Origin of the sequence: Streptomyces sp. GSL17-111 (assembly GCF_037911585.1) — a bacterium.
GTDB lineage: Bacteria > Actinomycetota > Actinomycetes > Streptomycetales > Streptomycetaceae > Streptomyces.
The window spans coordinates 4,077,501-4,101,286 of record NZ_JBAJNS010000001.1 but is presented as its reverse complement, the minus strand read 5'-3'; the positions used below and the strand labels follow the sequence as shown (position 1 = coordinate 4,101,286).

The window sequence follows — 23,786 nt, the reverse complement described above, 5'->3', positions numbered from 1 at the left end:
ACCAAAGCTACTGGCCAGTAGTGCCGCTTCCGTTCACTTCACGTCGCTTCACGGGGAATCACCATGATCACCACACACGCCACCCGGCCGCCCGGCCGCAAGGACAGCCGGCGACCGTCACGATCGGCGCTGGCCGCCGCCCGCCGCAGCGCGCGGGACCGGCTGCCCCACTACTGGTTCGCACACCGGCTGCTCCAGGTCCTCAGCGGACAGCGGCCCGTGCACAGCCTGCTCGGCCACGTCGAGGGACGTGCCTACGACGACCTCCTGCGCCTCGCACCGCTGGCACCGCTCGCGGCGGCGCGGCCGGCACAGGAACCCGTGCTCGTGCAGGTCGGCGCGTCCACCCCCGGCCCCGGGGTGCTGGAGGCGTTCGCGCGGGTGCGCGTCGGGGAGCGCACCCGCGCCCTGGCCTTCCGGCTGGAACAGGCACCCGACCGCCGGTGGCGGTGCGCCGCCGTCGAGTCGGATCTGCGCTGCCGCGCCTGACACCACCGACGCGGGAGGGGCCGGAGACCACCGCTGTGGTCTCCGGCCCCTCCCGTCACGCCCGGCTCACTTCTTGCGGCGACGGCCACCGCTCTTCTGGGCCTTGCGGCGCTCCGCACGCGTCATCCCGTCGCCGGAGGAACGCGTCGTCGGGCCGTCGGCGTCCTCCGCCACGAAGTCGCCCTCGACGACACCGCCCTCGCCGTCCACGGTGGGGGCGGAGAAGTGCAGGCGGTCCGGGCGCTGCGGCGCGTCCAGCCCCTTGGCCTTGATCGCCGGACGGGCACCCGCCGGCACGGCGTCCTTCGGGGCCTCCTCCTCCCGCGACTCCTGCACCGGAACCTGCTCGACCTGCCGCTCGACCTGCACCTCAAGGTTGAACAGGTAGCCGACCGACTCCTCCTTGATGCCCTCCATCATGGCCTGGAACATGTCGAAGCCCTCGCGCTGGTACTCGACCAGCGGGTCCTTCTGGGCCATCGCCCGCAGGCCGATGCCCTCCTGGAGGTAGTCCATCTCGTAGAGGTGCTCACGCCACTTGCGGTCCAGGACGGACAGGACGACCCGGCGCTCCAGCTCGCGCATGATCTCCGCGCCCAGCTCCTTCTCCCGGGCGTCGTACTGACCGTGGATGTCCTCCTTGACGGCCTCGACGAGGAACTCGGCGGTCAGCCCCTCGCGGTCGCCGACCTCCTCCTCCAGCTCGGCCACCGTCACCGAGATGGGGTAGAGCTGCTTGAACGCGGCCCACAGCCGGTCGAGGTCCCACTCCTCGGCGAAGCCCTCGACCGTCTCGGCCTGGACGTACGCCTCGATCGTGTCGTCCATGAAGTGGCGCACCTGCTCGTGCAGGTCCTCCCCCTCCAGGACACGGCGGCGCTCGCCGTAGATGACCTCGCGCTGCCGGTTCAGCACCTCGTCGTACTTCAGGACGTTCTTGCGGATCTCGAAGTTCTGCTGCTCGACCTGCGACTGCGCCGAGGCGATGGCGCGGGTGACCATCTTGTTCTCGATCGGCACGTCGTCGGGAACGTTCGCCATGGCCATCACGCGCTCGACCATCTGCGCCTTGAACAGCCGCATCAGGTCGTCACCGAGGGACAGGTAGAAGCGGGACTCGCCCGGGTCGCCCTGCCGGCCGCTACGGCCGCGGAGCTGGTTGTCGATACGGCGCGACTCGTGCCGCTCGGTGCCCAGGACGTAGAGCCCGCCGAGCTTCTTGACCTCTTCGTGCTCCGCCTTGACGGCCTCCTCGGCCTGCTCCAGGGCGCCGGGCAGCGCGGCGGCCCACTCCTCGATGTGCTCCTGCGGGTCGTAGCCCTTCGCCCGCAGCGCGGCCTCGGCGATGGCGTCGGCGTTCCCGCCGAGCTGGATGTCGGTACCACGCCCGGCCATGTTCGTCGCCACCGTGACGGAGCCCTTGCGGCCGGCCTCCGCGACGATGTGGGCCTCACGCTCGTGGTTCTTCGCGTTCAGCACCTCGTGCTTCACGCCCCGCTTCTTGAGCTGCTGCGAGAGGTACTCGGACTTCTCGACCGAGGTGGTGCCGACCAGGATCGGCTGCCCCTTCTCGTGCTTCTCGGCGATGTCCTCCACCACGGCGTCGAACTTCGCGACCTCGGTGCGGTAGATGAGGTCCGCCTGGTCCTTCCGGACCATCGGCTTGTTCGTCGGGATCGGGACCACACCGAGCTTGTAGATCTGGTGGAACTCGGCGGCCTCGGTCATCGCCGTACCGGTCATACCGGCGAGCTTGTCGTACAGGCGGAAGAAGTTCTGCAGGGTGATCGTGGCGAGCGTCTGGTTCTCGTCCTTGATGTCCACCCCCTCCTTCGCCTCGATCGCCTGGTGCATGCCCTCGTTGTAGCGGCGGCCGGCGAGGATACGGCCGGTGTGCTCGTCGACGATCATGACCTCGCCGTCGATGACGACGTAGTCCTTGTCCTTCTTGTAGAGCTCCTTGGCCTTGATGGCGTTGTTCAGGTAGCCCACCAGCGGCGTGTTGACGGACTCGTAGAGGTTGTCGATGCCCAGCCAGTCCTCCACGCGGGCGACGCCCGACTCGTGGATGCCGACCGTGCGCTTCTTCTCGTCGACGTCGTAGTCGCCCGTCTCCGGCTTCTGGAGCCGGACGTCGGCGGGCTCACCGCGCTCCAGGCGCTTGACCAGCTTCGCGAAGTCGCCGTACCACTTGGTGGCCGAGTCGGCCGGGCCGGAGATGATCAGCGGCGTGCGGGCCTCGTCGACGAGGATCGAGTCCACCTCGTCGACGATGGCGAAGTTGTGGCCGCGCTGGACCAGCTCCTCCTTCGACCAGGCCATGTTGTCGCGCAGGTAGTCGAAGCCGAACTCGTTGTTCGTGCCGTAGGTGATGTCGCACGCGTACTGCGCGCGGCGCTGCGCCGGCGTCATGTTCGCGACGATGCACCCGACGTCGAGGCCGAGGAACTTGTGGACCCGGCCCATGGTCTCGGAGTCGCGCTGGGCCAGGTAGTCGTTGACCGTGATCAGGTGCACGCCCGCACCGGACAGGGCGTTGAGGTAGGCGGGCAGGGTACCGACGAGGGTCTTGCCCTCACCGGTCTTCATCTCCGCGACGTAGCCGAGGTGCAGCGCGGCGCCGCCCATGAGCTGCACGTCGTAGTGGCGCTGGCCCAGGACCCGCTTGGCGGCCTCCCGCACGGTGGCGAAGGCCTCGGGCAGCAGGTCGTCCAGCGACTCGCCGTCGGCGAACCGCTCCTTGTACTCGTCGGTCAGGGCCCGGAGCTCGGCGTCGGAGAGGTCCAGAAAGTCCTCTTCGATGGAATTCACCTGGTCCGCGATGCGGTGCAGCTTGCGCAGGATCTTGCCTTCGCCTGCACGCATGAGCTTGTTGAAGACGGACACTGGGGATGGTCTCCTTGCCGGTCGGGCCTGGCACGGTGGTGCGATGCTCGGCTGATCCCTCCCTCTCCCTGCCGAGGGCCTCTCCCTGCCGAAAGCACGCCGCACCGGCCATCGTATGCGAGGGGCGCGCGCCCCTGTACCCCCAACGTGCCGGACCCCCGGAAGGTGCCGCTCCGACCCGGTGGACGCCGCCGCGCGCCGACGGCGGCACAATCCCGGCATGGAACCCGTCACCCTGAGCACCGAACGGCTGCGCCTGCGTCCGTTCGAACAACGCGACGCGGAGGCCGTCTTCGCCGCCTGCCAGGACGCCGAGATCGCGCGCTGGACGACCGTGCCGTACCCGTACGCACGCAAACACGCGGAGGACTTCGTCGTCAACATCGGTCCGGCAGGGTGGCGCGACGGCACGCTGTACACGTTCGGCGTCTTCACCCCCGACGGCACCCTGGTCGGGTCCACCGGCCTGGTCAACACCGCGAGGCTGTACACGCCCGACCGCACCGCCGAGCTGGGGTACTGGACGGCCGGGGGGCAACGGGGCAGGGGCTACACCGTCGAGGCCGCGCGGGCCGTCGTCGACTGGGCGTTCACCTCCCTGGGGGCCGAGCGGCTGGAGTGGTACGCCCACGTGGGCAACGAGCCGTCCCGGGCGGTCGCCCGGCGTCTCGGGTTCGTCATGGAGGGCGTCCACCGGGCCCGCACCGTGCACCGGGGCGAGCGGCGCGACGACTGGTCGGCCTCGCTCCTGCCCTCGGACTGGGGCCGCAGCGGGCGGACGCCCTACACCGCCACACCGCCGCCACCCTGAGCCGCCCGCGGGCCCCCGGGGCCGTCTCGGGAAGGACGCGTTGTCAGTCGTCCGGCCTACCGTGGGGCTCATGACGTCCGCGCCCGCACTGTCCCTGTCCGCCGACGACGCCCGTCGTCTCGCCCTGCGCGCCCAGGGGTTCCTGGGCGCCCCCGACCGCCGGGCGGGGGTGCGGGGCGTGTTGCGGCGGCTCGGTGCGGTGCAGCTGGACACGATCTCGGTGCTGGCCCGCTCGCACGAGCTGGTCCCCTACGCCCGGCTCGGTGCTGTCGGCCGGGAGGCGGTGGAGGCGGCGTACTGGTCCGAGCGTCACGCTTTCGAGTACTGGTCGCACGCGGCGTGCGTCCTGCCCGTCGAGGAGTGGCCCTTCTTCTCGTTCCGCAGGCGCGCGCTGCGCGCACGGGGCCGCCGCTGGCACGACCTCGCGGACCGGGACGCGGTCTGCGCCCGGGTGCGCGACCGGCTGAAGGCCGACGGCCCGCTCACCGCGTCGGAGCTCGGCGGTGCCAAGAACGGCGGCGTGTGGTGGGACTGGTCGGAGACGAAGATCGCCGTCGAGTGGCTGCTGGACACCGGCGAGGTCGTGTGCGCCGAGCGGCGCGGCTGGAAGCGTGTGTACGACCTGGCCGAGCGGGCCGTCCCCGACGCTCTGTTCCACGACGACCTGGACGACGCGGAGTGCCTGCGCCGTCTGGTCGCCCAGGCCGGCACCGCCCTCGGCGTGGCGACCCGCGCGGACCTCGCGGACTACCACCGGCTCAGGGGCGCCCAGGTCGACGCGGTGCTCGCCGAGACGCCGCTGGTGCCGGTCGAGGTCGAGGGGTGGGACAGACCCGCCTGGGCCGACCCGGCGGCGCTCGCGTCCCCGCCGCGCGGCCGGCACCGCACGACCCTGCTGTCCCCGTTCGACTCCCTGATCTGGGACCGGCCGCGCACCGAGCGGGTCTTCGGCTTCACCCACCGGCTGGAGGCGTACGTCCCGAAGCCCAAGCGCGTGCACGGCTACTTCGCGATGCCGCTGCTGGCGGGCGGTCGGCTGGTGGGCCGGGTGGATCCGGCCCGGGAGGGCAGGACCCTCGTGGCCCGCCAGGTGTCCATGGCCGGGCGCGGTGCCGTCGCTCCCATGGCCACCGCCCTGGTCGAGGCGGCGGCGTGGGTGGGCTGCGAGGACGTCCGGGTGGAGCGCTGCGACGACGCGGCACTGGCCGGAGCGCTGCGCGCCGAACTCGCCACGGCGCTCCCGGTCCCCGCCGGCTGAGCCGGGCGCGGCAGGGGGGCGGGCGGGGCCGGGCCGGTCACCGGATCTCGAGGATCTTCTCCCGCATCGCGTAGACGACGGCTTCCATCCGGGAGTGCAGCTGCAGCTTCTCCAGGATGTTGCGCACATGGTTCTTCACGGTGTTCTCACTGATGAACAGCTCCTTGGCGATGTCCCGGTTGTTCATGCCGGTCGCCACCAGTTTCAGCACCTCCAGCTCGCGGTCCGTCAGCCGCGGCGCCGGGACGAGCTTGCTCTCGTCGGTGCGCTGGATCATCGACTTGAACTCAGTCAGCAGCTTGGCCGCCATGGAGGGGCTGATCTGCGACTGGCCGTCCGCGACGGCACGGATGGCGGCGCACACCTCGTCCGTGGAGATCTCCTTGAGGAGGTAGCCGGTCGCCCCCGCTTTGATCGCGTCGTAGAGGTCGGCCTCCTCGTCGCTGATCGTCAGCATGACGATCTTCGCGCTGGGAGCGACCTCCTTGATCGCGGTGCAGGCCTCGATGCCACCACGCCGGGGCATGCGCACGTCCATCAGGACGATGTCCGGCAGCAGGTCGGCGGCCTTCCCGACCGCCTCGGCGCCGTCACCCGCCTCACCGACGACCTCGATGTCCTCCTCGGTCTGCAGCACGATCTCCAGGCCGCGACGGAAGAGTTCGTGGTCGTCGACGACCAGGACGCGGATCGGCTCAGGCCGTTCGCACCGCCCGGTTCCCCGCACAGCGGCAGCGGTGCCGCCCTGGCTACCGGCGGGCATCGTGGGCCCGAAGCCGTCCGCCATCGTTCCTCCCCCAGCTGGCCATGCCCGGTCGGCGCCAACCGGGTTGGGCAGACCGCCGGTTGGTCGTGACGCACATGCTATCGGGGGCTCGGCCTCCTGCGGAGCCGCCGAACCGGCCCGCCGTGTCCGCACGGCGGGCCGCGTCACCGCAAAGGCCGTGACGGCCTTGCGGTGACGCGGCCTGCGACGTGCCGGTGCGGCGGGGCTCAGCCGCCGAGAGAGCCACCCGCGCCGGGCGGGATCTCCTCCGCGAAGGGGTCGGGGTTGAGGTGGATGACGCCGTAGTCGTAGGCGTGCCGGCGGTAGACCACGCTCGGCAGCTTGGTGTCGGAGTCGATGAAGAGGTAGAAGTCGTGCCCCACCAACTCCATCTCGTAGAGCGCCTGGTCGAGCGTCATCGGCGCGGCGTTGTGGGTCTTCTCCCGGCAGACCAGCGGCCCTTCACCCTCCACTTCGAGGGGGCCGACCTTCCTGATGGGGGGCGCCTGGCTGACGTCGGCCTCGAAGGCGCCCAGTTCGCCGTTGCCGTTGAGCGTCGCGGCACCGGGCACGGTGGCGGCGACGTCGGCGGCCGGGATGCGGGCGGAACCACGGCGCGAGGTGCGCCGGTCGTGCCGCCTGCGCAGTCGCTCCTCCAGCTTCTCCGCCGCAAGGTCGAGTGCCGCGTAGGGGTCCTTGGCCGCCGCTTCGGCCCGGATGACCGGGCCGCGGTGGCGGAGGGTGATCTCCACGCGGTCGGAACGGTCGGCCTGACGGGGGTTGTGCTCCTTGGACACCTCAACGTCCAAGCGGGTCACCTTGGCGTCCAGCTTCTGGACCTTGTCCAGCTTCAGCTTCTCCGCCACGTGCTTACGGAACCGCTCGGGTACCTGTGTCTTACGGCCCTTGACGACGATGTCCACGCAGAACTCCGTTCCCGGACTGCCCGCCCCTGAGGACGAAGCACGTCCTTGGTGCACTGAGCCGGATGGCTCCGGTACCGACCGGCCGCCCTCCGGCGCTACGTCGGGTTGCGACTTCCACCTCCTTCTCCCCCGTCGGGAAGATCGCCACCCACTCGACAAAAGGGGCGACCGGTGAGGACCGGTGGTGTACGGCACCGCCGCACAGACTCCGCTCTGAGAAGAGTCCGGGGTGGCTCCTACCAGGAGGCCCGCAGCTCTCTCCTTACCGAACGTACCCCGACTGGGGGACGGTCGGCACCCCCTACCGGTGCGTACCCCTCATGAGCTGTCCTCTTGTCTCTCGCTGTCACGTCCTCCGGCGGACACTCACCGCCGGTATGCGATTCCATGCCCAGCCACGCCCCGGTCATGCATCCGGCTACGGCGCGACTCCGGCGGGGGTGCCACGGCGACCACCCCGGCCCCGGTCACCAGGGCACCGGCCGCCGACAGCGCACGGGCCGCCTCGGAGAGGGTGGCCCCCGTCGTCATCAGGTCGTCCACGACCACCACCGGCCCTCGCCCGAGCAGCCGGGCGGCCGCCGGTGGTACGGCCAGCGCCCCGTCAAGGTTGCGCCGCCGCTGCCGCGGTCCCAGACCCGCCTGGTCGGCGACGTCACGCCGCCGGCGCAGCACGGGCAGCGACCGCGCCGGTGTCCCGCACCGCCGCAGCTCCGCCACGGCCGCCCCCGCGAGCCGGCGCACGGGGTCGTGGCCCCGGGCCGCCACGGCGTGCCGCGCCGACGGCACCGGGACGAGCAGCAGCGGGCCGCCGCCGGGGAGCGTCCCGTACCCGGTCCGGCCCGCACGGGCGGCGACCAGGGCCTGCGCGGCCTGGGCCAGGGCCCGCCCCAGCGGCGCCGCCAGGCGGAGGGCACCGCGCTCCTTGTGAGCCAGCAGCACGGCCCGCACCTCGTCGACGTACAGCCCGGCCGCGTACACCGGCGGCAGCCCGGGCCGCACCCGGTCCACACCGCCCGGCCACACCCGCCGGACCGGACCGGCCGCCAGCACCGCGCGGCACCGCGCACACAGCCCCGTCCGCACCGTGCCGCAGCCGGCGCACTCCGCCGACAGCACCAGATCCACGAGCTCCTGCCACCACATACCCCGCATCACGCATGACGCCCCCTTCGGTCGGCCGCGCCGACATCGCATGACTACTCAGAGTAGTCACGACGTCACGGCCTGGCAAGCCCCTTCGGCGGCGGGGCGTCAGCCCGGGTAGACCGGGGCGGAGCCCTCCTCGGTGACCTCCTGCCAGTCCCCGTCGCGGGGTAGCCGCACGATGCCCTCGGCGGAGAAGGCCAGCAGCGGCTTGTCCTCGTCCTCCGAAGCGGCGATGCTCTCGATCTTGTTGACGTTCGGCAGCTTCGCCGGCGTCCCCGGCGAACCGTCCGTCGACATGACCCGCACCTGCTGCACGCCCCCGGCCTCCTTGCCGACCACCACCATGCGGCTGCCGCCCGCCCAGGAGACCGCGACCACGTTCTCCAGCTGGGGCGCCACGTCGCGCAGCCCCGTCACCTTCACCCGGGGCCGGCCGTCGTCGTCGTGCTCGCGCTCGACCCGCCCCAGCATCAGCGTGACGGCGTCGCCCTCGCGGACCAGCAGGGCGATGCGGACACCGTCCGCCGCCACGCGCAGGGCCTCGATACGGCCCTCGCCGAGCCCGTCGACGTCCACCTCCTGCGGCGTGCCCTCGCCGTCCCGCAACCGCAGCAGCCGGGGGTCCTCCGGGTTCTGGTCGGCGACCCACAGGTCGCCCAGCCCGTCCCAGCTCGGCGCGGTGAGCCGCGCCGACTCGCTCTCCCCCCGGCTGACCAGCACCGGTGCCTGGAACGGCACGTCCGAGTGCAGCGGTGCGACGTGGAGGCGGGCGCCGTCGAGCGAGACACCGGCGGCCAGCGTCTCGCTCCGGCTCACGGCGACGTGCCGCATCGGCAGGCTGCCGGTACCGAAGGGGCCGTCGACCGGGATGCCGCTCTCCTGGGCCTCGCCGAGCGCCACCAGGCGCCGCTCGCCGTCCAGGTAGTACTGCATCGCCGCACGCCCGTTCAGCGCGCCGGGCGCGTACCGGTGCGCCTCCTCGCTCCCGAGGCCGCACAGACGGGCCCCACGCTCGTTCTGCAGGGTCACGCGGTGGACCCGCGCCGAGGACTGGTGGTCCACGGTGTGCAGCAGCTGGGCCGCCATCCGTTCGCACTGCGTGCGCTGCACCCTCAGCGGCCGGTCCTTGACGCCGCTGGTGAGCTTCACCTGGAGTGCCCCCGCGTCGTCCAGCGCGAGCGCCTGTTCCGGGGCGAGCCGCACACCCGTCGGGTACGCGGAGGTGACGATGGGCCGCATCCAGTCCGTCGGCCCGCCCAGCAGCGCCCGGACGGTCTCGGTGACCGGGTCGATGCGGCGGCGCACGTAGACGGGGTCGGCGACCAGCAGGTTCTTGCCCCGTGGGACGTCCCCGGCCTGCGGGCCGAGCCCCGCGTAGTAGTAGGTGTTCACCGAGCGGTAGATGCGCTCGAAGTCCGCCTCGCCGAGCACCAGGCCGTCGGGCAGCTGGTCGATGCGCCACTCGCCCTCCTCCTCGACGAGGTGGAAGGCCCCCAGGTAGGGCCCGGCCGCCGGGGTGTACGCGTGCTTGCCGTCCACCTCGGCGAGCCGGGTGCCGGTGACCTCGACGGTGTAGCCGCTCTCCTCGGCGTCCGGCAGCACCCCTGCGGGCGGGACGTCGGGGCCGCCGGAGACGACGGTCGTCCCCGCGAACGGGTCCCACTCCCCGGCCGTCTCCTCCGTCAGGTACTGGCGGGCGGTCTCGTACTCGGCCTCGTCGCTGGTCGTGGCCTCCAGGAAACCCCGGACGATCTGGGCCGGCCGTTCCCCCGACTGCGGAGGCACTCCGAAGACGCGCACCGTGGCGTCACCGTCCGAGCGCTGATTTCCCTCGATGGGCTTCACTTCTCCGCTGGACGGCATCGACGCACAGCCGGTGAGCAGCATGAGCCCGGCGGTGAGCGCCGCGCCGGCCGCCCTCCGTTCAGCCCTCATCGCGACGTCCCCCCGTGCCCTGGGGCCGGGCGCCCGCAGGCAGCGCGGGCCGTGCCGACGGCGGGCCCACGCCGCTCCGGGGCCGCGTTCCCGCCGAACGGCGTCGCGAGTCGGCCGGTTCCAGCGGGATCGGCGAACCGCGCAGGACCTCGCCGGCCGTGCGCGGCAGCGTGAGCCGGAACTGCGAGCCGCCACCCGGCTCCCCCCACGCCTGCAGCCAGCCGCCGTGCAGCCGCGCGTCCTCCACGGCTATGGACAGGCCGAGCCCGGTACCGCCCGTCGTGCGGGCCCGGGCCGGGTCGGCCCGCCAGAATCGGTTGAACACCCGCTGTGCCTCCCCTGGTTTCAGCCCCACCCCGTAGTCGCGCACCGCGATGGCCACCGCGTGGTCGCCCTCGGCGAGGCGGACGATCACGTCGCGGCCCTCTCCGTGCTCTATCGCGTTGACCACGAGGTTCCGCAGCACCCGCTCCACCCGCCGGGCGTCCGCCTCGGCGACGACCGGCTCCTCGGCACCGAGCACCATCACGCGGCTGCCCTTGGCGTCGGCCAGCGGCTCGGCGCCCTCGACCACCCGGTGCACGACCTCCCGCAGGTCGGTCGGCACCGCCTCCAGAGCAGCGGCCCCGGCGTCGAAACGGCTGATCTCCAGCAGCTCCGCCAAGAGCGACTCGAACCGGTCGAGCTGCCCGAGCAGGAGTTCCGCGGAGCGCGCCGTCACGGGGTCGAAGGAGTCCCGCGCCTCGTGGATGACGTCCGCGGCCATCCGCACCGTGGTGAGCGGCGTGCGCAGCTCGTGCGAGACGTCCGAGACGAACCGCCGCTGCATCCGCGACAGCTCCTCCAACTGCTGGATCTTCAGTTGCAGGCTCTGCGCCATCTTGTTGAACGACTCGCCGAGCCGGGCGATGTCGTCCTCCCCGGTGACCTTCATCCGTTCCTGGAGCCGTCCGGCGGCGAGCCGCTCGGAGATGCCCGCGGCCATCCGGACGGGCGTCACCACCTGCCGTACGACCAGCCACGCGATCGCGCCCAGGAGGGCCACGAGGAAGATCCCCGCCGTCGCCAGCGTGCCCTTGACCAGGGTCAGGGACTTCTCCTCCGGTGTGAACGGGAAGAGGTAGTACAGCTGGTACGGGTTCCCGTTGACGTCGTTGAGCCGCTTGCCGATGATCAGCGCGGGTTCCCGGTCGCCCTGCGCTCGGACGATCACGCCGTACTGCTGGTGGGTGTCCGGGCTGGCGTCGAGCTCACGGCGCAGCTCGGGCGTGACGGATTCCTCGGGCTTCACGTCGCCCGAGGCCCGGGGGCCTCGGGTGTTGGAGTTCTCGTCGGCGCTGAACGGCAGCGTCTGGTCGTCGGAGCTGAGTGCCACGACCGAGTAGACCCCCTGGCCGCCGCTGGCGAGCTGCTGGACCAGTTGCGTCAGCCAGGCGCCGGCGTTGAGCACGTTGCGGCCGCTCTCGGCATCGGTCCCGCCGGCGGCCGCCGCGTTGTCGGCCAGCTCCCGGGCCACCGCGAAACCCCCGGCCGCCTGGCTCTGGGCCGCCTGCTGCTTGGCCTCCAGCAGACCGTTGCGCACCTGGCCGAACACCACGACGCCCAGCACGAGCACCACCGTCAGGGACAGCAGCAGGGTCGCCGCGACCACCCGCAGCTGGATGTTGCGCCGCCACAGCCGGAGCGCGGGCAGCAACGGGCGGCGCACCCACCGCACGAACATCCGGAAGAGGGGATGCGCGCGGCTTCCGGTGCTGCCTTCGGCCAGCAGCCCCTCGGGGAGGAGCTGACCGGCCCGGCGCACCGGCGCGAACACGCCGCCGCCGGTCGTGCCGCCGGTCCGCTCCGCCTTCGGACCGGGCGGAGCGGAACCGTTCCCGGCCATGTCAGCCCGGTCCCGCCTTGTACCCCACACCACGGACCGTCACCACGATGTCCGGCCGCTCCGGGTCCTTCTCGACCTTGGAACGCAGCCGCTGGACGTGCACGTTCACCAGACGCGTGTCGGCCGCGTGCCGATAGCCCCAGACCTGCTCCAGCAGCACCTCGCGGGTGAAGACCTGCCAGGGCTTGCGGGCCAGGGCGACCAGGAGGTCGAACTCCAGCGGCGTCAGGGCGATCGACTGCCCGTCGCGCTTCACCGAGTGCCCGGCGACGTCGATCACCAGGTCACCGATGGTGAGCTGCTCGGGCGTCGGCTCCTCCGAACGGCGCAGCCGCGCCCGGATCCGGGCCACCAGCTCCTTGGGCTTGAAGGGCTTGACGATGTAGTCGTCGGCGCCGGACTCCAGCCCGACGACGACGTCCACCGTGTCGCTCTTGGCCGTCAGCATCACCACCGGCACGCCGGACTCGGCCCGGATCAGCCGGCACACCTCGATGCCGTCCCGGCCGGGCAGCATCAGGTCCAGCAGTACGAGGTCCGGCTTGGTCTCCCGGAACGCCGCGAGTGCCTTGTCGCCGTCCGAGACGAACGACGGTTCGAAGCCTTCACCACGGAGCACGATGCCGAGCATCTCCGCCAGCGCGGTGTCGTCGTCAACGACGAGGACGCGTCCTTTCATGCGTTCATCATCCCATTACCTGTGTGTGATGCTCGGGTGCGTGATCGGGAACACAGCTCCGCCAGCCCTTCGGGCGTGACCGGAGAGACCACGCCGGACTCCGTGACGAGCGCCGTGACCAGCTCCGCGGGGGTGACGTCGAAGGCCGGGTTGTAGACCCGGGCCCCCGGCGGGGCGACCGTGACTCCGGGCGCCAGCTCCGTCACCTCGTGACCCGCTCGCTGCTCGACCTCGATCCCGGCGCCCTCCTCGGTCCCCGGGTCCACCGTGCTCAGGGGGGCGACCACGATGAACGGTACGTGATGGTAACGAGCGAGCACGGCCAACGGGTAGCTGCCGACCTTGTTCGCGACCGAACCGTCGGCCGCGATCCGGTCCGCTCCCACGACCACCGCGTCCACCTCACCGGCCGCGAACAGGGAACCGGCGGCGTTGTCCGGCAGCACGCTGTACGCCATACCGGACCGGGCCGCCTCCCAGGCCGTCAGCCTGGACCCCTGAAACAGCGGACGCGTCTCGTCCACCCACAGCCGACGCAACGCGCCCGCCCGGTGCGCGGCCCGGACGACGGCCAGGGCCGTGCCCTCGCCCCCACTGACCAGCGTGCCCGTGTTGCAGTGCGTGAGGACGCGCAGACCCCCGCCCGGCAGCAGCTCGCGCAGCAGCGCCCAGCCGTGCCGTCCCATCGCGGCCCCGGCCTCGACCTCCTCCCGGTCCACGGCCCGTGCCTCCGCGAGCGCGGCGGCGGCGGCCTCCCCGGGCCCCGCCCCGGCGGCCAGCGCCCGCTCGTGGACGCCGCGCACCCGGCGCACGCCGTAGCCGAGGTTCACAGCCGTCGGCCTGGCCTGCGCCAACTGTTCCGACGCCTCCTCGACGTCGAAGCCCCGGGCGGCGGCCAGGGCCACCCCGTAAGCGCCGACGACGCCGAGCAGCGGAGCCCCCCGCACCACGAGCGCGCGTATCGCCGCGACGAGGGCGGGGACGTCCGTGCAGAAGCACTCGACCTCCTCCCCCGGCAGCCGTGTCTGGTCCAGCAGGACCAGCACCGGGCCTTCGGGCGGCTCCTCCCAGCGCAGCACGGGCACTGCGTTCACTTCGTGATCAGCCATTGGCACAGTCTGCCCGCTCGCCCCGCACAGGGGCAGGGCCTGGCACAAGCTCAGGGAGCCCATGGCACGATGGCCCCTACCAGTGCCCCCGCGACCGAGGTGATCCCCAGTGAACGACGCTCCGGGCTGGACCTCGCCCGGGTCTTCCGAGCCAGAGCCACACGGCGACAAGGCCCAGGGCGCCCCCGCTCCGGGAGACGGCCCGCAGCACGGCGAGCGGCCCGCGCAGGCCGACCGCCCCGCACCCACCGGCTGGTCGGCGCAGCAGCCGCCCTCGGCCGGCCCGACCGGCTGGGACGCTCCCGGCAGCCCGCCCGGAGCGCCGCACGGACCGGCTGGCTGGGGCCAGGGGGCGGGCTGGGGCGGCCCGCAGCAGTACGGCACCCCGTACGCCCACGTCGCCAAGCCCGGCGTCATTCCGCTACGTCCGCTCGGCGTCGGGGAGATCCTCGACGGCGCCGTGTCCACCATGCGCGCCCACTGGCGCCCGGTGCTCGGCATCGCCCTGGGGATCGCCGTCCTCGTCCAACTGGTCACGACGGTCGCGACCGGGCTGTGGTTCAGCGACATGAGCGCGTTCCTGGCGCTGGAGGACGACGCCAGTCCGACGGCGGAGGAGATGGCCGACGCCCTCGGCCCGCTGCTGGGCAGCGAGGCCGTCCACGGGCTGATGACCGTCGTGGGCACCGTCATCGCCACGGCCATGCTGACCATGATCGTCAGCCGGGCGGTCCTCGGACGTCCGGTCTCCATCGGGGAGGCCTGGCGCGACGCCCGTCCGCTGCTGGGGAAGCTGCTCGGGCTCACCCTGCTCGTGACGCTGATCGTCCTCGGCGTGCTGGCCCTGTGCCTCCTGCCCGGCGCGGTGCTGGCGGCCGGCGGCTCGGCTCTGGCCGGAAGCTTCTTCCTGCTGATCGGCCTGCTGGGCGGCCTCGTCCTCATGGTGTGGCTGTGGGTCCGGTTCAGTCTCTCCGCACCGGCGCTGATGCTGGAACGCGGTACGGTCGTCGCGGCGCTGCGGCGTTCCGGAAAGCTGGTGCGCGGCTCCTGGTGGCGGATCTTCGGCATCCAGCTTCTGGCCGCGCTGCTCGTGTTCGTGCTGAGCCTGATCGTCTCCGTTCCGGTCGGCGCGCTCGCCTCCCTCGTGGACGGCACCCCCGGCGGCAGCCTGCTCGGCGAGGTCCCGGCCACGCTCACCTGGCCCTACCTGATCGTCACGGCCATCGGTGCGGTCGTGACGTCGACGCTGACGCTTCCCTTCAGCGCCGGGGTCACCGCCCTCCTCTACATCGACGCCCGCATCCGGCGGGAGGCTCTCGACCTGGAGCTGGCCCGGGCCGCCGGCGTGCCCGGCCACACGCCGCAGGAGCCCGGCCCCGGCACCGTCGCGGGCTGACGCGATGACGGCGGTGCCGGCGGTGCCGGCGAGCGGGTCCGCGATGCTGTCCGCTGCCCTCACCCCTCGGGGGGACGACGACGTTCCGGTCACCATCGGACGGGACGCCGCCCGGGAGGCCGCCGAACGGGAACTGTCCAAGCCCGGGTACCGGGCCGACGAAACGGGGCTCGCGCAGCGCGCGCTGGAATGGGTCCTGGAACGGCTGGACGACCTCCTGGGCTCCGCCCTCGCGCTGACGCCCGGTGGCTGGACGGGCCTGGTGGTCATCGCGCTCGTGATCGTGGCTCTGTTCGTCGCCCTGCGGCTGCGGCTGGGAGCCCTGCGGACCGCCGCGCAGGGCCGTACCGGCTCGCTCTTCGACGCAACGCCGCGCAGCGCCGCCGACCACCGCGAAGCAGCCGAGCGCCACGCGGCCGCCGAGGCGTGGGGCCCGGCCGTCCAGGAGCGCATGCGTGCGCTCGTCCGGGCCTTGGAGGAGCGTGCCCTCCTCGACCCCCGGCCCGGCCGCACGGCGGACGAGGCCGCCGCCGAAGCCGGCCGGGCTCTGCCGAGCCACGCCGGGCCCCTGCACGACGCCGCCCGTGCCTTCGACGAGGTGACCTACGCCCACCGGCCCGGAACGCGGACCGCATACGAGGAGCTGCGCGCCCTCGACCTTGCCCTCGCGGCGGCACGCCCCCGCCCGGCCGTCGCCGGACCGGACGGAGGGTCGCGATGACGTCCACCACCACGGCACCGCGGACCGTGACGACGTCGCTCTCCCCCACCGCACGCCAGGTCTGGAAGCGGACGCGCGGCCTGCTGGTCGCCACCGTGATCCTGCTCGTGGGCGCGCTCGCCATCGCCGTACTCCGTTCCGGGGAGCAGCACGGCGCCCTCGACCCCCGCTCGGCCGACCGCCAGGGCACCCGCGCCGTGGCGGAACTTCTGGCCCAGCGCGGCGTGGACACCACCGTCGTCACCACGACGGCGGAGGCGACGCGGTCCACGGCGCCCGACACCACGCTGCTCGTCGCCCGCCCCGACCTCCTGAACGGCCGTCAGCTCGACGCGCTGCGGGCGGCCACGGTGCCCAGCGACGGCCGGACCGTCCTGCTCGCACCGGGCGCGGCCTCCGTCAGCGCTCTCGCGCCGACGGTGGAGACCGTCGCCACCGACAGCCCGCGCACGGTCGCCCCGCAATGCTCGGCGCCCTACGCGCGGCGCGCGGGCGAGGTCGACCTGGGCGGCCTCCGTTACCGCACCACGGACCGGGACGCGGGGATCGACTCCTGCTACCCCGTGGACGGAGCGGCCTCCCTGCTGCGCGTGCCGGTCGGGGACGGCGACACCGTCATCACCGGCAGCAGCGACTTCCTGCACAACGCGACCCTCGACGAACAGGGCAACGCGTCCTTGGCGCTCCAAATCCTGGGCTCACGCGAACACCTCGTCTGGTACCTCCCTTCTCCGACCGATCCCGCCGCTGAGGCGTCCGGCGACGAGAGCATGGCCGACCTGCTCCCGCCCGGATGGTTGTGGGGAGCGCTCCAGCTCTTCCTGGCCGCCGTGTTCGCGGCGCTGTGGCGGGCCCGCCGCCTGGGGCCGCTCGTCCCGGAACGCCTTCCGGTCTCCGTGCCGGCCGCCGAGACGACGGAGGGCCGGGCCCGGCTCTACCGGCTGGCCGACGCGCGGGACAGCGCCGCCGCCGCCCTGCGGGCCGCCACCCGCGACCGCGTCGCTCCGTTGCTCGGTCTCCCCGCAGCCGAGGCCCACACGCCGGAAACCCTGGTACCCGCCATCGCCCGGCACAGCGGTGACCTCTCATCAACGCACTCCCTCCTCTTCGGACCGGTTCCGCCGGACGACGCCGCACTCGTGCGGCTGGCTGACGAGCTCGACGACCTGGAACGCCGCATCACCCCCTCTCCGGCCACCGCCCCGACAGACAAGGACCGCACCTCGTGAGCGCCCCCTCCGCAGCCAACGCCCGCGCGGCCCTCGAAGCCGTTCGCGGGGAGATCGCCAAAGCCGTCGTCGGCCAGGACGCCGCCGTGACCGGACTCGTGGTGGCCCTGCTCTGCCGCGGTCACGTACTGCTGGAAGGGGTCCCCGGCGTGGCCAAGACGCTCCTCGTCCGCACGCTGGCCGCAACGCTGGAACTGGACACCAAACGCGTGCAGTTCACCCCGGATCTGATGCCGAGCGACGTCACGGGTTCGCTCGTCTATGACGCCCGCACGGCCGAGTTCTCCTTCCAGCCGGGTCCGGTGTTCACGAACCTGCTGCTGGCCGACGAGATCAACCGCACACCGCCCAAGACCCAGGCGTCCCTCCTGGAAGCGATGGAGGAGCGGCAGGTCTCCGTCGACGGCGTCCCCCGCCCGCTCCCCGAGCCGTTCCTGGTGGCCGCCACGCAGAACCCGGTCGAGTACGAAGGCACCTACCCCCTCCCCGAAGCACAGTTGGACCGCTTCCTGCTCAAACTCAACGTGCCGCTGCCCTCCCGCGAGGACGAGGTCAGCGTGCTCACCCGCCACGCGGACGGCTTCAGCCCGCAGGACCTCGACGCCGCCGGCGTCCGGCCCGTCGCCGGGCGGGACGAACTGCGGGCCGCACGCGACGCCGTGGCTCGGACGTCGGTCTCCCCCGAGATCGCGGGCTACATCGTCGATATCTGCCGTGCCACGCGTGATTCCCCTTCCCTCAGCCTCGGCGCCTCCCCCCGGGGGGCCACCGCCCTGTTGTCCACGGCACGTGCGTGGGCCTGGCTCACCGGCCGCGACTACGTCATCCCCGACGATGTCAAAGCGCTCGCACTACCGACCCTCCGTCACCGCCTTCAACTCCGGCCGGAGGCCGAGATGGAGGGCGTGACCTCGGACAGCGTGATCCATTCGATCCTCGCCCACGTCCCCGTACCGCGCTGACCCGGTGCACTGACCATGGCTCTCACCGGACGCTCAGCACTCGTCGCCGCCCTCGGCACGCTTGTCGTCGGCCTCTTGCTGCCGAGCTGGACCGGACTGCTCACCGTCCAGTTCCTGCTCGTACTCGCCATTGTCTACGACCTCATCCGGGCCGCACCAGTGCGAACGCTCCGGTTCACACGTTCCGGTGACACATCAGTTCGACTCGGCGCGACCGCCACGGTCCGGCTCGCCGTCATCAACACCTCCCGTCGCCCGCTGCGCGCGCGGCTCCGGGACGCCTGGCCGCCCAGCAGTTGGCCCCCGGGGACAGACGTCAACGCCTCACGCCACTCCTTGACCGTTCCGCCCGGCGAGCGCAGGCACATCTTCAGCCTTCTGACACCCACCCGTCGAGGCGACCGCGACGCGGTCCGCGTCACTGTCCGCTCCCACGGACCGCTGGGTCTGGCCGCCCGGCAGGGCAGTCACTCCGTGCCCTGGACCGTCCGGGTCCTGCCCGCCTTCGACAGCCGCAAGCACCTGCCCGCCAAGCTGGCCCGGCTGCGGGAACTGGACGGTCGCACCAGCGTTCTGACGCGCGGTGAGGGAACCGAGTTCGACAGTCTCCGGGAGTACGTCCCCGGGGACGACACCCGGTCCATCGACTGGCGGGCCACCGCGCGGCAGTCCTCCGTCGCCGTGCGCACCTGGCGGCCCGAGCGGGACCGGCACATCCTCATCGTGCTGGACACCGGCCGCACGTCCGCGGGCCGTGTCGGCGACGTTCCCCGGCTCGACGCCGCCATGGACGCGACACTGCTCCTCGCCACCCTCGCCTCCCGCGCCGGCGACCGCGTCGCGTTCCTGGCCCACGACCGCCGTGTGCGCGCACGCGTCCGGGGGCGCGGACTGACGGACACGTTGCCCGCCCTGGTGAACGCCATGGCCCCGCTGGAGGCGACGCTCGTGGAGTCCGACGCCCGGCACATGGTCTCCACGGTCCTGCGGGAAGCCCGGCACCGCTCCCTCGTCGTCCTGCTCACCGGCCTCGACCCGGCGCCCGTCGAGGAGGGGCTCCTGCCCGCCCTCCCCGCGCTGACGCAGCGCCACACCGTCCTGGTGGCCTCGGTGACCGACCCCCGGATCGAGGAGATGGCCAGGGCCCGCGGCACGGTGGACGGCGTCTACCAGGCAGCCGCCGCAGCACAGGCCCAGGCCGAACGCCGCCGGAGCGCCGACCGGCTACGACGCCACGGCGCCACCGTCGTCGACGCTCCACCCGCCGACCTGGCACCCGCCCTGGCGGACGCCTACCTGACGTTGAAGGCCACCGGCCGACTCTGACGACCACTCCCGTTCACGTCCCCTGGGCGATACCGAGAGCCAGCGATGCGACGGCCAGAGCGAGGTAGGCACCGGGGAACACGATGGTGTTCAGGACCCGGGCACGGAGATGGGCGACGACGGCACCCACGAAGAAGAGGACGAGCCCGCCCGCAGCGGCCACACCGATTCCGCGCCACCCCAGCAGTCCGGCCACGAGACCGACCGCGCCCAACCCCTTCAGGAGCCCCAGGCCCGGTACCCAGGGCTGCGGCACCGCCACCGCCGCCGCATTGGCCAGCACGAACCGGGCCCGCGAGGCAGGAACCCTCACCCGTGCCGCAGAGATGCTGTTCGTGTCACAGCCCGCGCTGACGAAACAGATCCGTCGACTGGAACGCGAACTCGGCGTTCGGCTGTTCACCCGCTCCCACGACGGAATGGCGCTCACCGAAGCAGGTGACACGCTCCTCCAACACGCCCCGAGGCTGCTCGACCGGTGGCAGGAAGCGCGACGAGCGGCCCGGCGGGCAGAGGGCCGGGCCGCAAAGACCCTGCGGGTGGCCGAGCTTTTCAACGAGGAGCGCTGCGTCGCGCTTCCCACGGGTCACCCGCTGGCGGCACACGACCGTGTGCGCCTCGACGAGCTCCTGGACGAGCCGTTCGTGGCCGCGCCGGAGGAAGCCGGGTGGGTTCAGGGACTACTGGCTGGCCCGCGACGAACGGCGGGGCCGCCCCGTCCCATCGGTGCCGTCACCGTCGTGCAGGACTTCGTCGAGTGCTGTGTGGAATGCACCGCGAGTGGTGACGGAACGCAAAAAAGCCCGGGTCCCTGAACTGAAGTTCAGGGACCCGGGCCCACAATTTGTTCGGCGGCGTCCTACTCTCCCACACACTCCCGCATGCAGTACCATCGGCGCTGAAAGGCTTAGCTTCCGGGTTCGGAATGTAACCGGGCGTTCCCCTAACGCTATAACCACCGAAACGCTATGAAACACACAACCGGAAACCCCACACCCCCATTTAGCAGGGGAGCGGGCTTCGACAGTTTGCTGTCTCAGAACCTACACAGTGGACGCAAGCAACTATGGACAAGCCCTCGGCCTATTAGTACCGGTCAACTCCACCTATTACTAGGCTTCCATATCCGGCCTATCAACCCGGTCGTCTACCGGGAGCCTTAACCCATCACGTGGGTGGGAGCCCTCATCTCGAAGCAGGCTTCCCGCTTAGATGCTTTCAGCGGTTATCCTTTCCGAACGTAGCCAACCAGCCATGCCCTTGGCAGAACAACTGGCACACCAGAGGTCCGTCCGTCCCGGTCCTCTCGTACTAGGGACAGCCCTTCTCAAGACTCCTACGCGCACAGCGGATAGGGACCGAACTGTCTCACGACGTTCTAAACCCAGCTCGCGTACCGCTTTAATGGGCGAACAGCCCAACCCTTGGGACCGACTCCAGCCCCAGGATGCGACGAGCCGACATCGAGGTGCCAAACCATCCCGTCGATATGGACTCTTGGGGAAGATCAGCCTGTTATCCCCGGGGTACCTTTTATCCGTTGAGCGACGGCGCTTCCACAAGCCACCGCCGGATCACTAGTCCCGACTTTCGTCCCTGCTCGACCCGTCAGTCTCACAGTCAAGCTCCCTTGTGCACTTACACTCACCACCTGATGACCAACCAGGCTGAGGGAACCTTTGGGCGCCTCCGTTACTCTTTAGGAGGCAACCGCCCCAGTTAAACTACCCACCAGACACTGTCCCTGATCCGGATCACGGACCCAGGTTAGACATCCAGCACGACCAGAGTGGTATTTCAACAACGACTCCACCACCACTAGCGTGATGACTTCACAGTCTCCCACCTATCCTACACAAGCCGAACCGAACACCAATATCAAGCTATAGTAAAGGTCCCGGGGTCTTTCCGTCCTGCTGCGCGAAACGAGCATCTTTACTCGTACTGCAATTTCACCGGGCCTATGGTTGAGACAGTCAAGAAGTCGTTACGCCATTCGTGCAGGTCGGAACTTACCCGACAAGGAATTTCGCTACCTTAGGATGGTTATAGTTACCACCGCCGTTTACTGGCGCTTAAGTTCTCAGCTTCGCCCTGTCGAAACAGAGCTAACCGGTCCCCTTAACGTTCCAGCACCGGGCAGGCGTCAGTCCGTATACATCGCCTTACGGCTTCGCACGGACCTGTGTTTTTAGTAAACAGTCGCTTCTCGCTGGTCTCTGCGGCCACCCCCAGCTCAGAGTGCAAGACTCATCACCAGAAGAGGCCCCCCTTCTCCCGAAGTTACGGGGGCATTTTGCCGAGTTCCTTAACCATAGTTCACCCGAACGCCTCGGTATTCTCTACCTGACCACCTGAGTCGGTTTAGGGTACGGGCCGCCGTACAACTCGCTAGAGGCTTTTCTCGACAGCATAGGATCATCCACTTCACCACAACGGCTCGGCATCAGGTCTCAGGCTACATGTTGTGCGGATTTGCCTACACAACGCCCTACACCCTTACCCCGGGACAACCACCGCCCGGGCTGGACTACCTTCCTGCGTCACCCCATCACTCACCTACTACCCCCTCGGGTCAGCGGCTCCACCACACCAAAACTGCCCAAAGGACAGATCCGGGGGCTTCACGGCCTTAGCATCAGAAGATTCAGTGTTGGACGCTCTACAGCGGGTACCGGAATATCAACCGGTTATCCATCGACTACGCCTGTCGGCCTCGCCTTAGGCCCCGACTTACCCTGGGCAGATCAGCTTGACCCAGGAACCCTTAGTCAATCGGCGCAAGAGTTTCCCACTCTTGTATCGCTACTCATGCCTGCATTCTCACTCGTGAACCGTCCACAACTACCTTCCAGTGCTGCTTCACCCGGCACACGACGCTCCCCTACCCACCCCAGCCGGCGTTAGCCGTCATGCTGGAGTGACACGACTTCGGCGGTGTACTTGAGCCCCGCTACATTATCGGCGCGGAATCACTTGACCAGTGAGCTATTACGCACTCTTTCAAGGATGGCTGCTTCTAAGCCAACCTCCTGGTTGTCTCTGCGACTCCACATCCTTTCCCACTTAGCACACGCTTAGGGGCCTTAGTCGATGCTCTGGGCTGTTTCCCTCTCGACCATGGAGCTTATCCCCCACAGTCTCACTGCCGTGCTCTCACTTACCGGCATTCGGAGTTTGGCTAAGGTCAGTAACCCGGTAAGGCCCATCGCCTATCCAGTGCTCTACCTCCGGCAAGAAACACACGACGCTGCACCTAAATGCATTTCGGGGAGAACCAGCTATCACGGAGTTTGATTGGCCTTTCACCCCTAACCACAGGTCATCCCCCAGGTTTTCAACCCTGGTGGGTTCGGGCCTCCACGACCTCTTACAGCCGCTTCACCCTGCCCATGGCTAGATCACTCCGCTTCGGGTCTAGGGCACGCTACTCAAACGCCCTCTTAGGACTCGCTTTCGCTACGGCTCCCCCACACGGGTTAACCTCGCAACATACCGCAAACTCGCAGGCTCATTCTTCAAAAGGCACGCAGTCACGACACAGAAAAGCAAGCTTTCCTGTGCGACGCTCCCACGGCTTGTAGGCACACGGTTTCAGGTACTATTTCACTCCGCTCCCGCGGTACTTTTCACCATTCCCTCACGGTACTATCCACTATCGGTCACCAGGGAATATTTAGGCTTAACGGGTGGTCCCGCCAGATTCACACAGGATTTCTCGGGCCCCATGCTACTTGGGTGGTCCTCAAGCAAGTTGCTGACGTTTCAGCTACGGGGGTCTTACCCTCTACGCCGGGCCTTTCGCATGCCCTTCGCCTACACCAACAATTTCTGACTTGCCGACCGGCCGGCAGACCGATCAAGAGAACTCCCACAACCCCACACACGCAACCCCTGCCGGGTATCACACGCCTGCGGTTTAGCCTGATCCAGTTTCGCTCGCCACTACTCCCGGAATCACGGTTGTTTTCTCTTCCTGCGGGTACTGAGATGTTTCACTTCCCCGCGTTCCCTCCACACTGCCTATGCGTTCAGCAGCGGGTGACAGCCCATGACGACTGCCGGGTTTCCCCATTCGGACACCCCCGGATCACAGCTCGGTTGACAGCTCCCCGGGGCCTATCGCGGCCTCCCACGTCCTTCATCGGTTCCTGGTGCCAAGGCATCCACCGTGCGCCCTTAAAAACTTGGCCACAGATGCTCGCGTCCACTGTGCAGTTCTCAAACAACAACCAGCCACCCGTCACACACCCACACAA

General features: G+C 70.3%; 18 protein-coding genes and 2 rRNA genes. 9 read left to right on the top strand and 11 right to left on the bottom strand.

The features are described 5' to 3' along the window. Positions 1 to 63: 63 nt before the first annotated feature. Complete coding sequence (locus V6D49_RS18320) at positions 64 to 489, top strand: Rv3235 family protein (RefSeq protein WP_340561138.1); 426 nt, start codon at positions 64 to 66, stop codon at positions 487 to 489. 66 nt (positions 490 to 555) lie between these two features. Here V6D49_RS18320 and secA read toward each other — a convergent pair whose 3' ends face one another. Continuing rightward, on the bottom strand, positions 556 to 3,375 hold the full coding sequence (gene secA, locus V6D49_RS18315; protein ID WP_340561136.1) for a preprotein translocase subunit SecA: 2,820 nt from the start codon (positions 3,373 to 3,375) through the stop codon (positions 556 to 558). A 220-nt stretch (positions 3,376 to 3,595) separates the two neighbouring features. Between secA and V6D49_RS18310 the strand changes: the two genes are divergently transcribed. Further along, positions 3,596 to 4,186 carry a GNAT family N-acetyltransferase gene (locus V6D49_RS18310; RefSeq protein WP_340561134.1) on the top strand — a complete coding sequence of 197 codons (591 nt, stop codon included), beginning with the start codon at positions 3,596 to 3,598 and terminating at the stop codon, positions 4,184 to 4,186. A gap of 70 nt (positions 4,187 to 4,256) precedes the next feature. Further along, entirely contained in the window at positions 4,257 to 5,444 is a 1,188-nt protein-coding gene (locus tag V6D49_RS18305; protein ID WP_340561132.1) for a winged helix-turn-helix domain-containing protein, read from the top strand. 37 nt (positions 5,445 to 5,481) lie between these two features. Here the strand turns inward: V6D49_RS18305 and V6D49_RS18300 are convergent, their stop codons facing one another. From V6D49_RS18300 to mtnA, 7 genes are all read right to left on the bottom strand, one after another. Beyond that, a complete protein-coding gene (locus V6D49_RS18300; RefSeq protein WP_445330545.1) occupies positions 5,482 to 6,231 on the bottom strand; it encodes a response regulator in 750 nt (249 codons plus the stop codon). A gap of 206 nt (positions 6,232 to 6,437) precedes the next feature. Beyond that, positions 6,438 to 7,133: a ribosome hibernation-promoting factor, HPF/YfiA family gene (gene hpf, locus V6D49_RS18295; protein WP_340561130.1), complete on the bottom strand. Its 696-nt coding sequence runs from the start codon at positions 7,131 to 7,133 to the stop codon at positions 6,438 to 6,440. Positions 7,134 to 7,502: 369 nt separating this feature from the next. Then, on the bottom strand, positions 7,503 to 8,291 hold the full coding sequence (locus V6D49_RS18290) for a ComF family protein (protein WP_340564116.1): 789 nt from the start codon (positions 8,289 to 8,291) through the stop codon (positions 7,503 to 7,505). Between the two features lie 99 nt (positions 8,292 to 8,390). Further along, positions 8,391 to 10,220 (bottom strand): LpqB family beta-propeller domain-containing protein, encoded by a 1,830-nt coding sequence (locus V6D49_RS18285; RefSeq protein ID WP_340561128.1) that lies wholly within the window; start codon positions 10,218 to 10,220, stop codon positions 8,391 to 8,393. Beyond that, the gene (gene mtrB / locus V6D49_RS18280; RefSeq protein ID WP_340561126.1) at positions 10,210 to 12,105 is read right to left on the bottom strand and encodes an MtrAB system histidine kinase MtrB; all 1,896 of its coding nucleotides are present in this window, start codon (positions 12,103 to 12,105) and stop codon (positions 10,210 to 10,212) included. The genes V6D49_RS18285 and mtrB overlap by 11 nt, the downstream gene beginning before the upstream one ends. Position 12,106: 1 nt before the next feature. Beyond that, positions 12,107 to 12,784 (bottom strand): two-component system response regulator MtrA, encoded by a 678-nt coding sequence (mtrA, locus tag V6D49_RS18275; RefSeq protein WP_191208184.1) that lies wholly within the window; start codon positions 12,782 to 12,784, stop codon positions 12,107 to 12,109. After that, entirely contained in the window at positions 12,781 to 13,893 is a 1,113-nt protein-coding gene (gene mtnA / locus V6D49_RS18270; protein ID WP_340561124.1) for an S-methyl-5-thioribose-1-phosphate isomerase, read from the bottom strand. Before mtnA ends, mtrA begins: the two co-directional genes overlap by 4 nt. 109 nt (positions 13,894 to 14,002) lie before the next feature. Between mtnA and V6D49_RS18265 the strand changes: the two genes are divergently transcribed. From V6D49_RS18265 to V6D49_RS18245, 5 genes are read left to right on the top strand one after another with little or no spacing between them, the layout of a single operon-like run. Next, complete coding sequence (locus V6D49_RS18265; protein ID WP_340561122.1) at positions 14,003 to 15,289, top strand: glycerophosphoryl diester phosphodiesterase membrane domain-containing protein; 1,287 nt, start codon at positions 14,003 to 14,005, stop codon at positions 15,287 to 15,289. A 43-nt stretch (positions 15,290 to 15,332) separates the two neighbouring features. After that, positions 15,333 to 16,010: a DUF4129 domain-containing protein gene (locus tag V6D49_RS18260; RefSeq protein WP_340561120.1), complete on the top strand. Its 678-nt coding sequence runs from the start codon at positions 15,333 to 15,335 to the stop codon at positions 16,008 to 16,010. After that, entirely contained in the window at positions 16,007 to 17,239 is a 1,233-nt protein-coding gene (locus V6D49_RS18255) for a DUF4350 domain-containing protein (RefSeq protein WP_340561119.1), read from the top strand. The genes V6D49_RS18260 and V6D49_RS18255 overlap by 4 nt, the downstream gene beginning before the upstream one ends. After that, positions 17,236 to 18,201 (top strand): AAA family ATPase, encoded by a 966-nt coding sequence (locus V6D49_RS18250; RefSeq protein ID WP_340561116.1) that lies wholly within the window; start codon positions 17,236 to 17,238, stop codon positions 18,199 to 18,201. The genes V6D49_RS18255 and V6D49_RS18250 overlap by 4 nt, the downstream gene beginning before the upstream one ends. Positions 18,202 to 18,216: 15 nt before the next feature. Then, the gene (locus V6D49_RS18245) at positions 18,217 to 19,527 is read left to right on the top strand and encodes a DUF58 domain-containing protein (RefSeq protein WP_340561114.1); all 1,311 of its coding nucleotides are present in this window, start codon (positions 18,217 to 18,219) and stop codon (positions 19,525 to 19,527) included. Between the two features lie 13 nt (positions 19,528 to 19,540). Here the strand turns inward: V6D49_RS18245 and V6D49_RS18240 are convergent, their stop codons facing one another. Further along, on the bottom strand, positions 19,541 to 19,840 hold the full coding sequence (locus V6D49_RS18240; protein ID WP_340561112.1) for a DoxX family protein: 300 nt from the start codon (positions 19,838 to 19,840) through the stop codon (positions 19,541 to 19,543). Positions 19,841 to 19,862: 22 nt separating this feature from the next. Between V6D49_RS18240 and V6D49_RS18235 the strand changes: the two genes are divergently transcribed. Beyond that, entirely contained in the window at positions 19,863 to 20,342 is a 480-nt protein-coding gene (locus V6D49_RS18235; protein WP_340561110.1) for a LysR family transcriptional regulator, read from the top strand. A gap of 31 nt (positions 20,343 to 20,373) precedes the next feature. Here V6D49_RS18235 and rrf read toward each other — a convergent pair. Together rrf and V6D49_RS18225 are read right to left on the bottom strand one after the other, a co-directional pair. Next, positions 20,374 to 20,490, bottom strand: a 5S ribosomal RNA gene (rrf, locus tag V6D49_RS18230). A gap of 103 nt (positions 20,491 to 20,593) precedes the next feature. Continuing rightward, positions 20,594 to 23,720 (bottom strand): 23S ribosomal RNA (locus tag V6D49_RS18225). Positions 23,721 to 23,786: the final 66 nt, after the last annotated feature.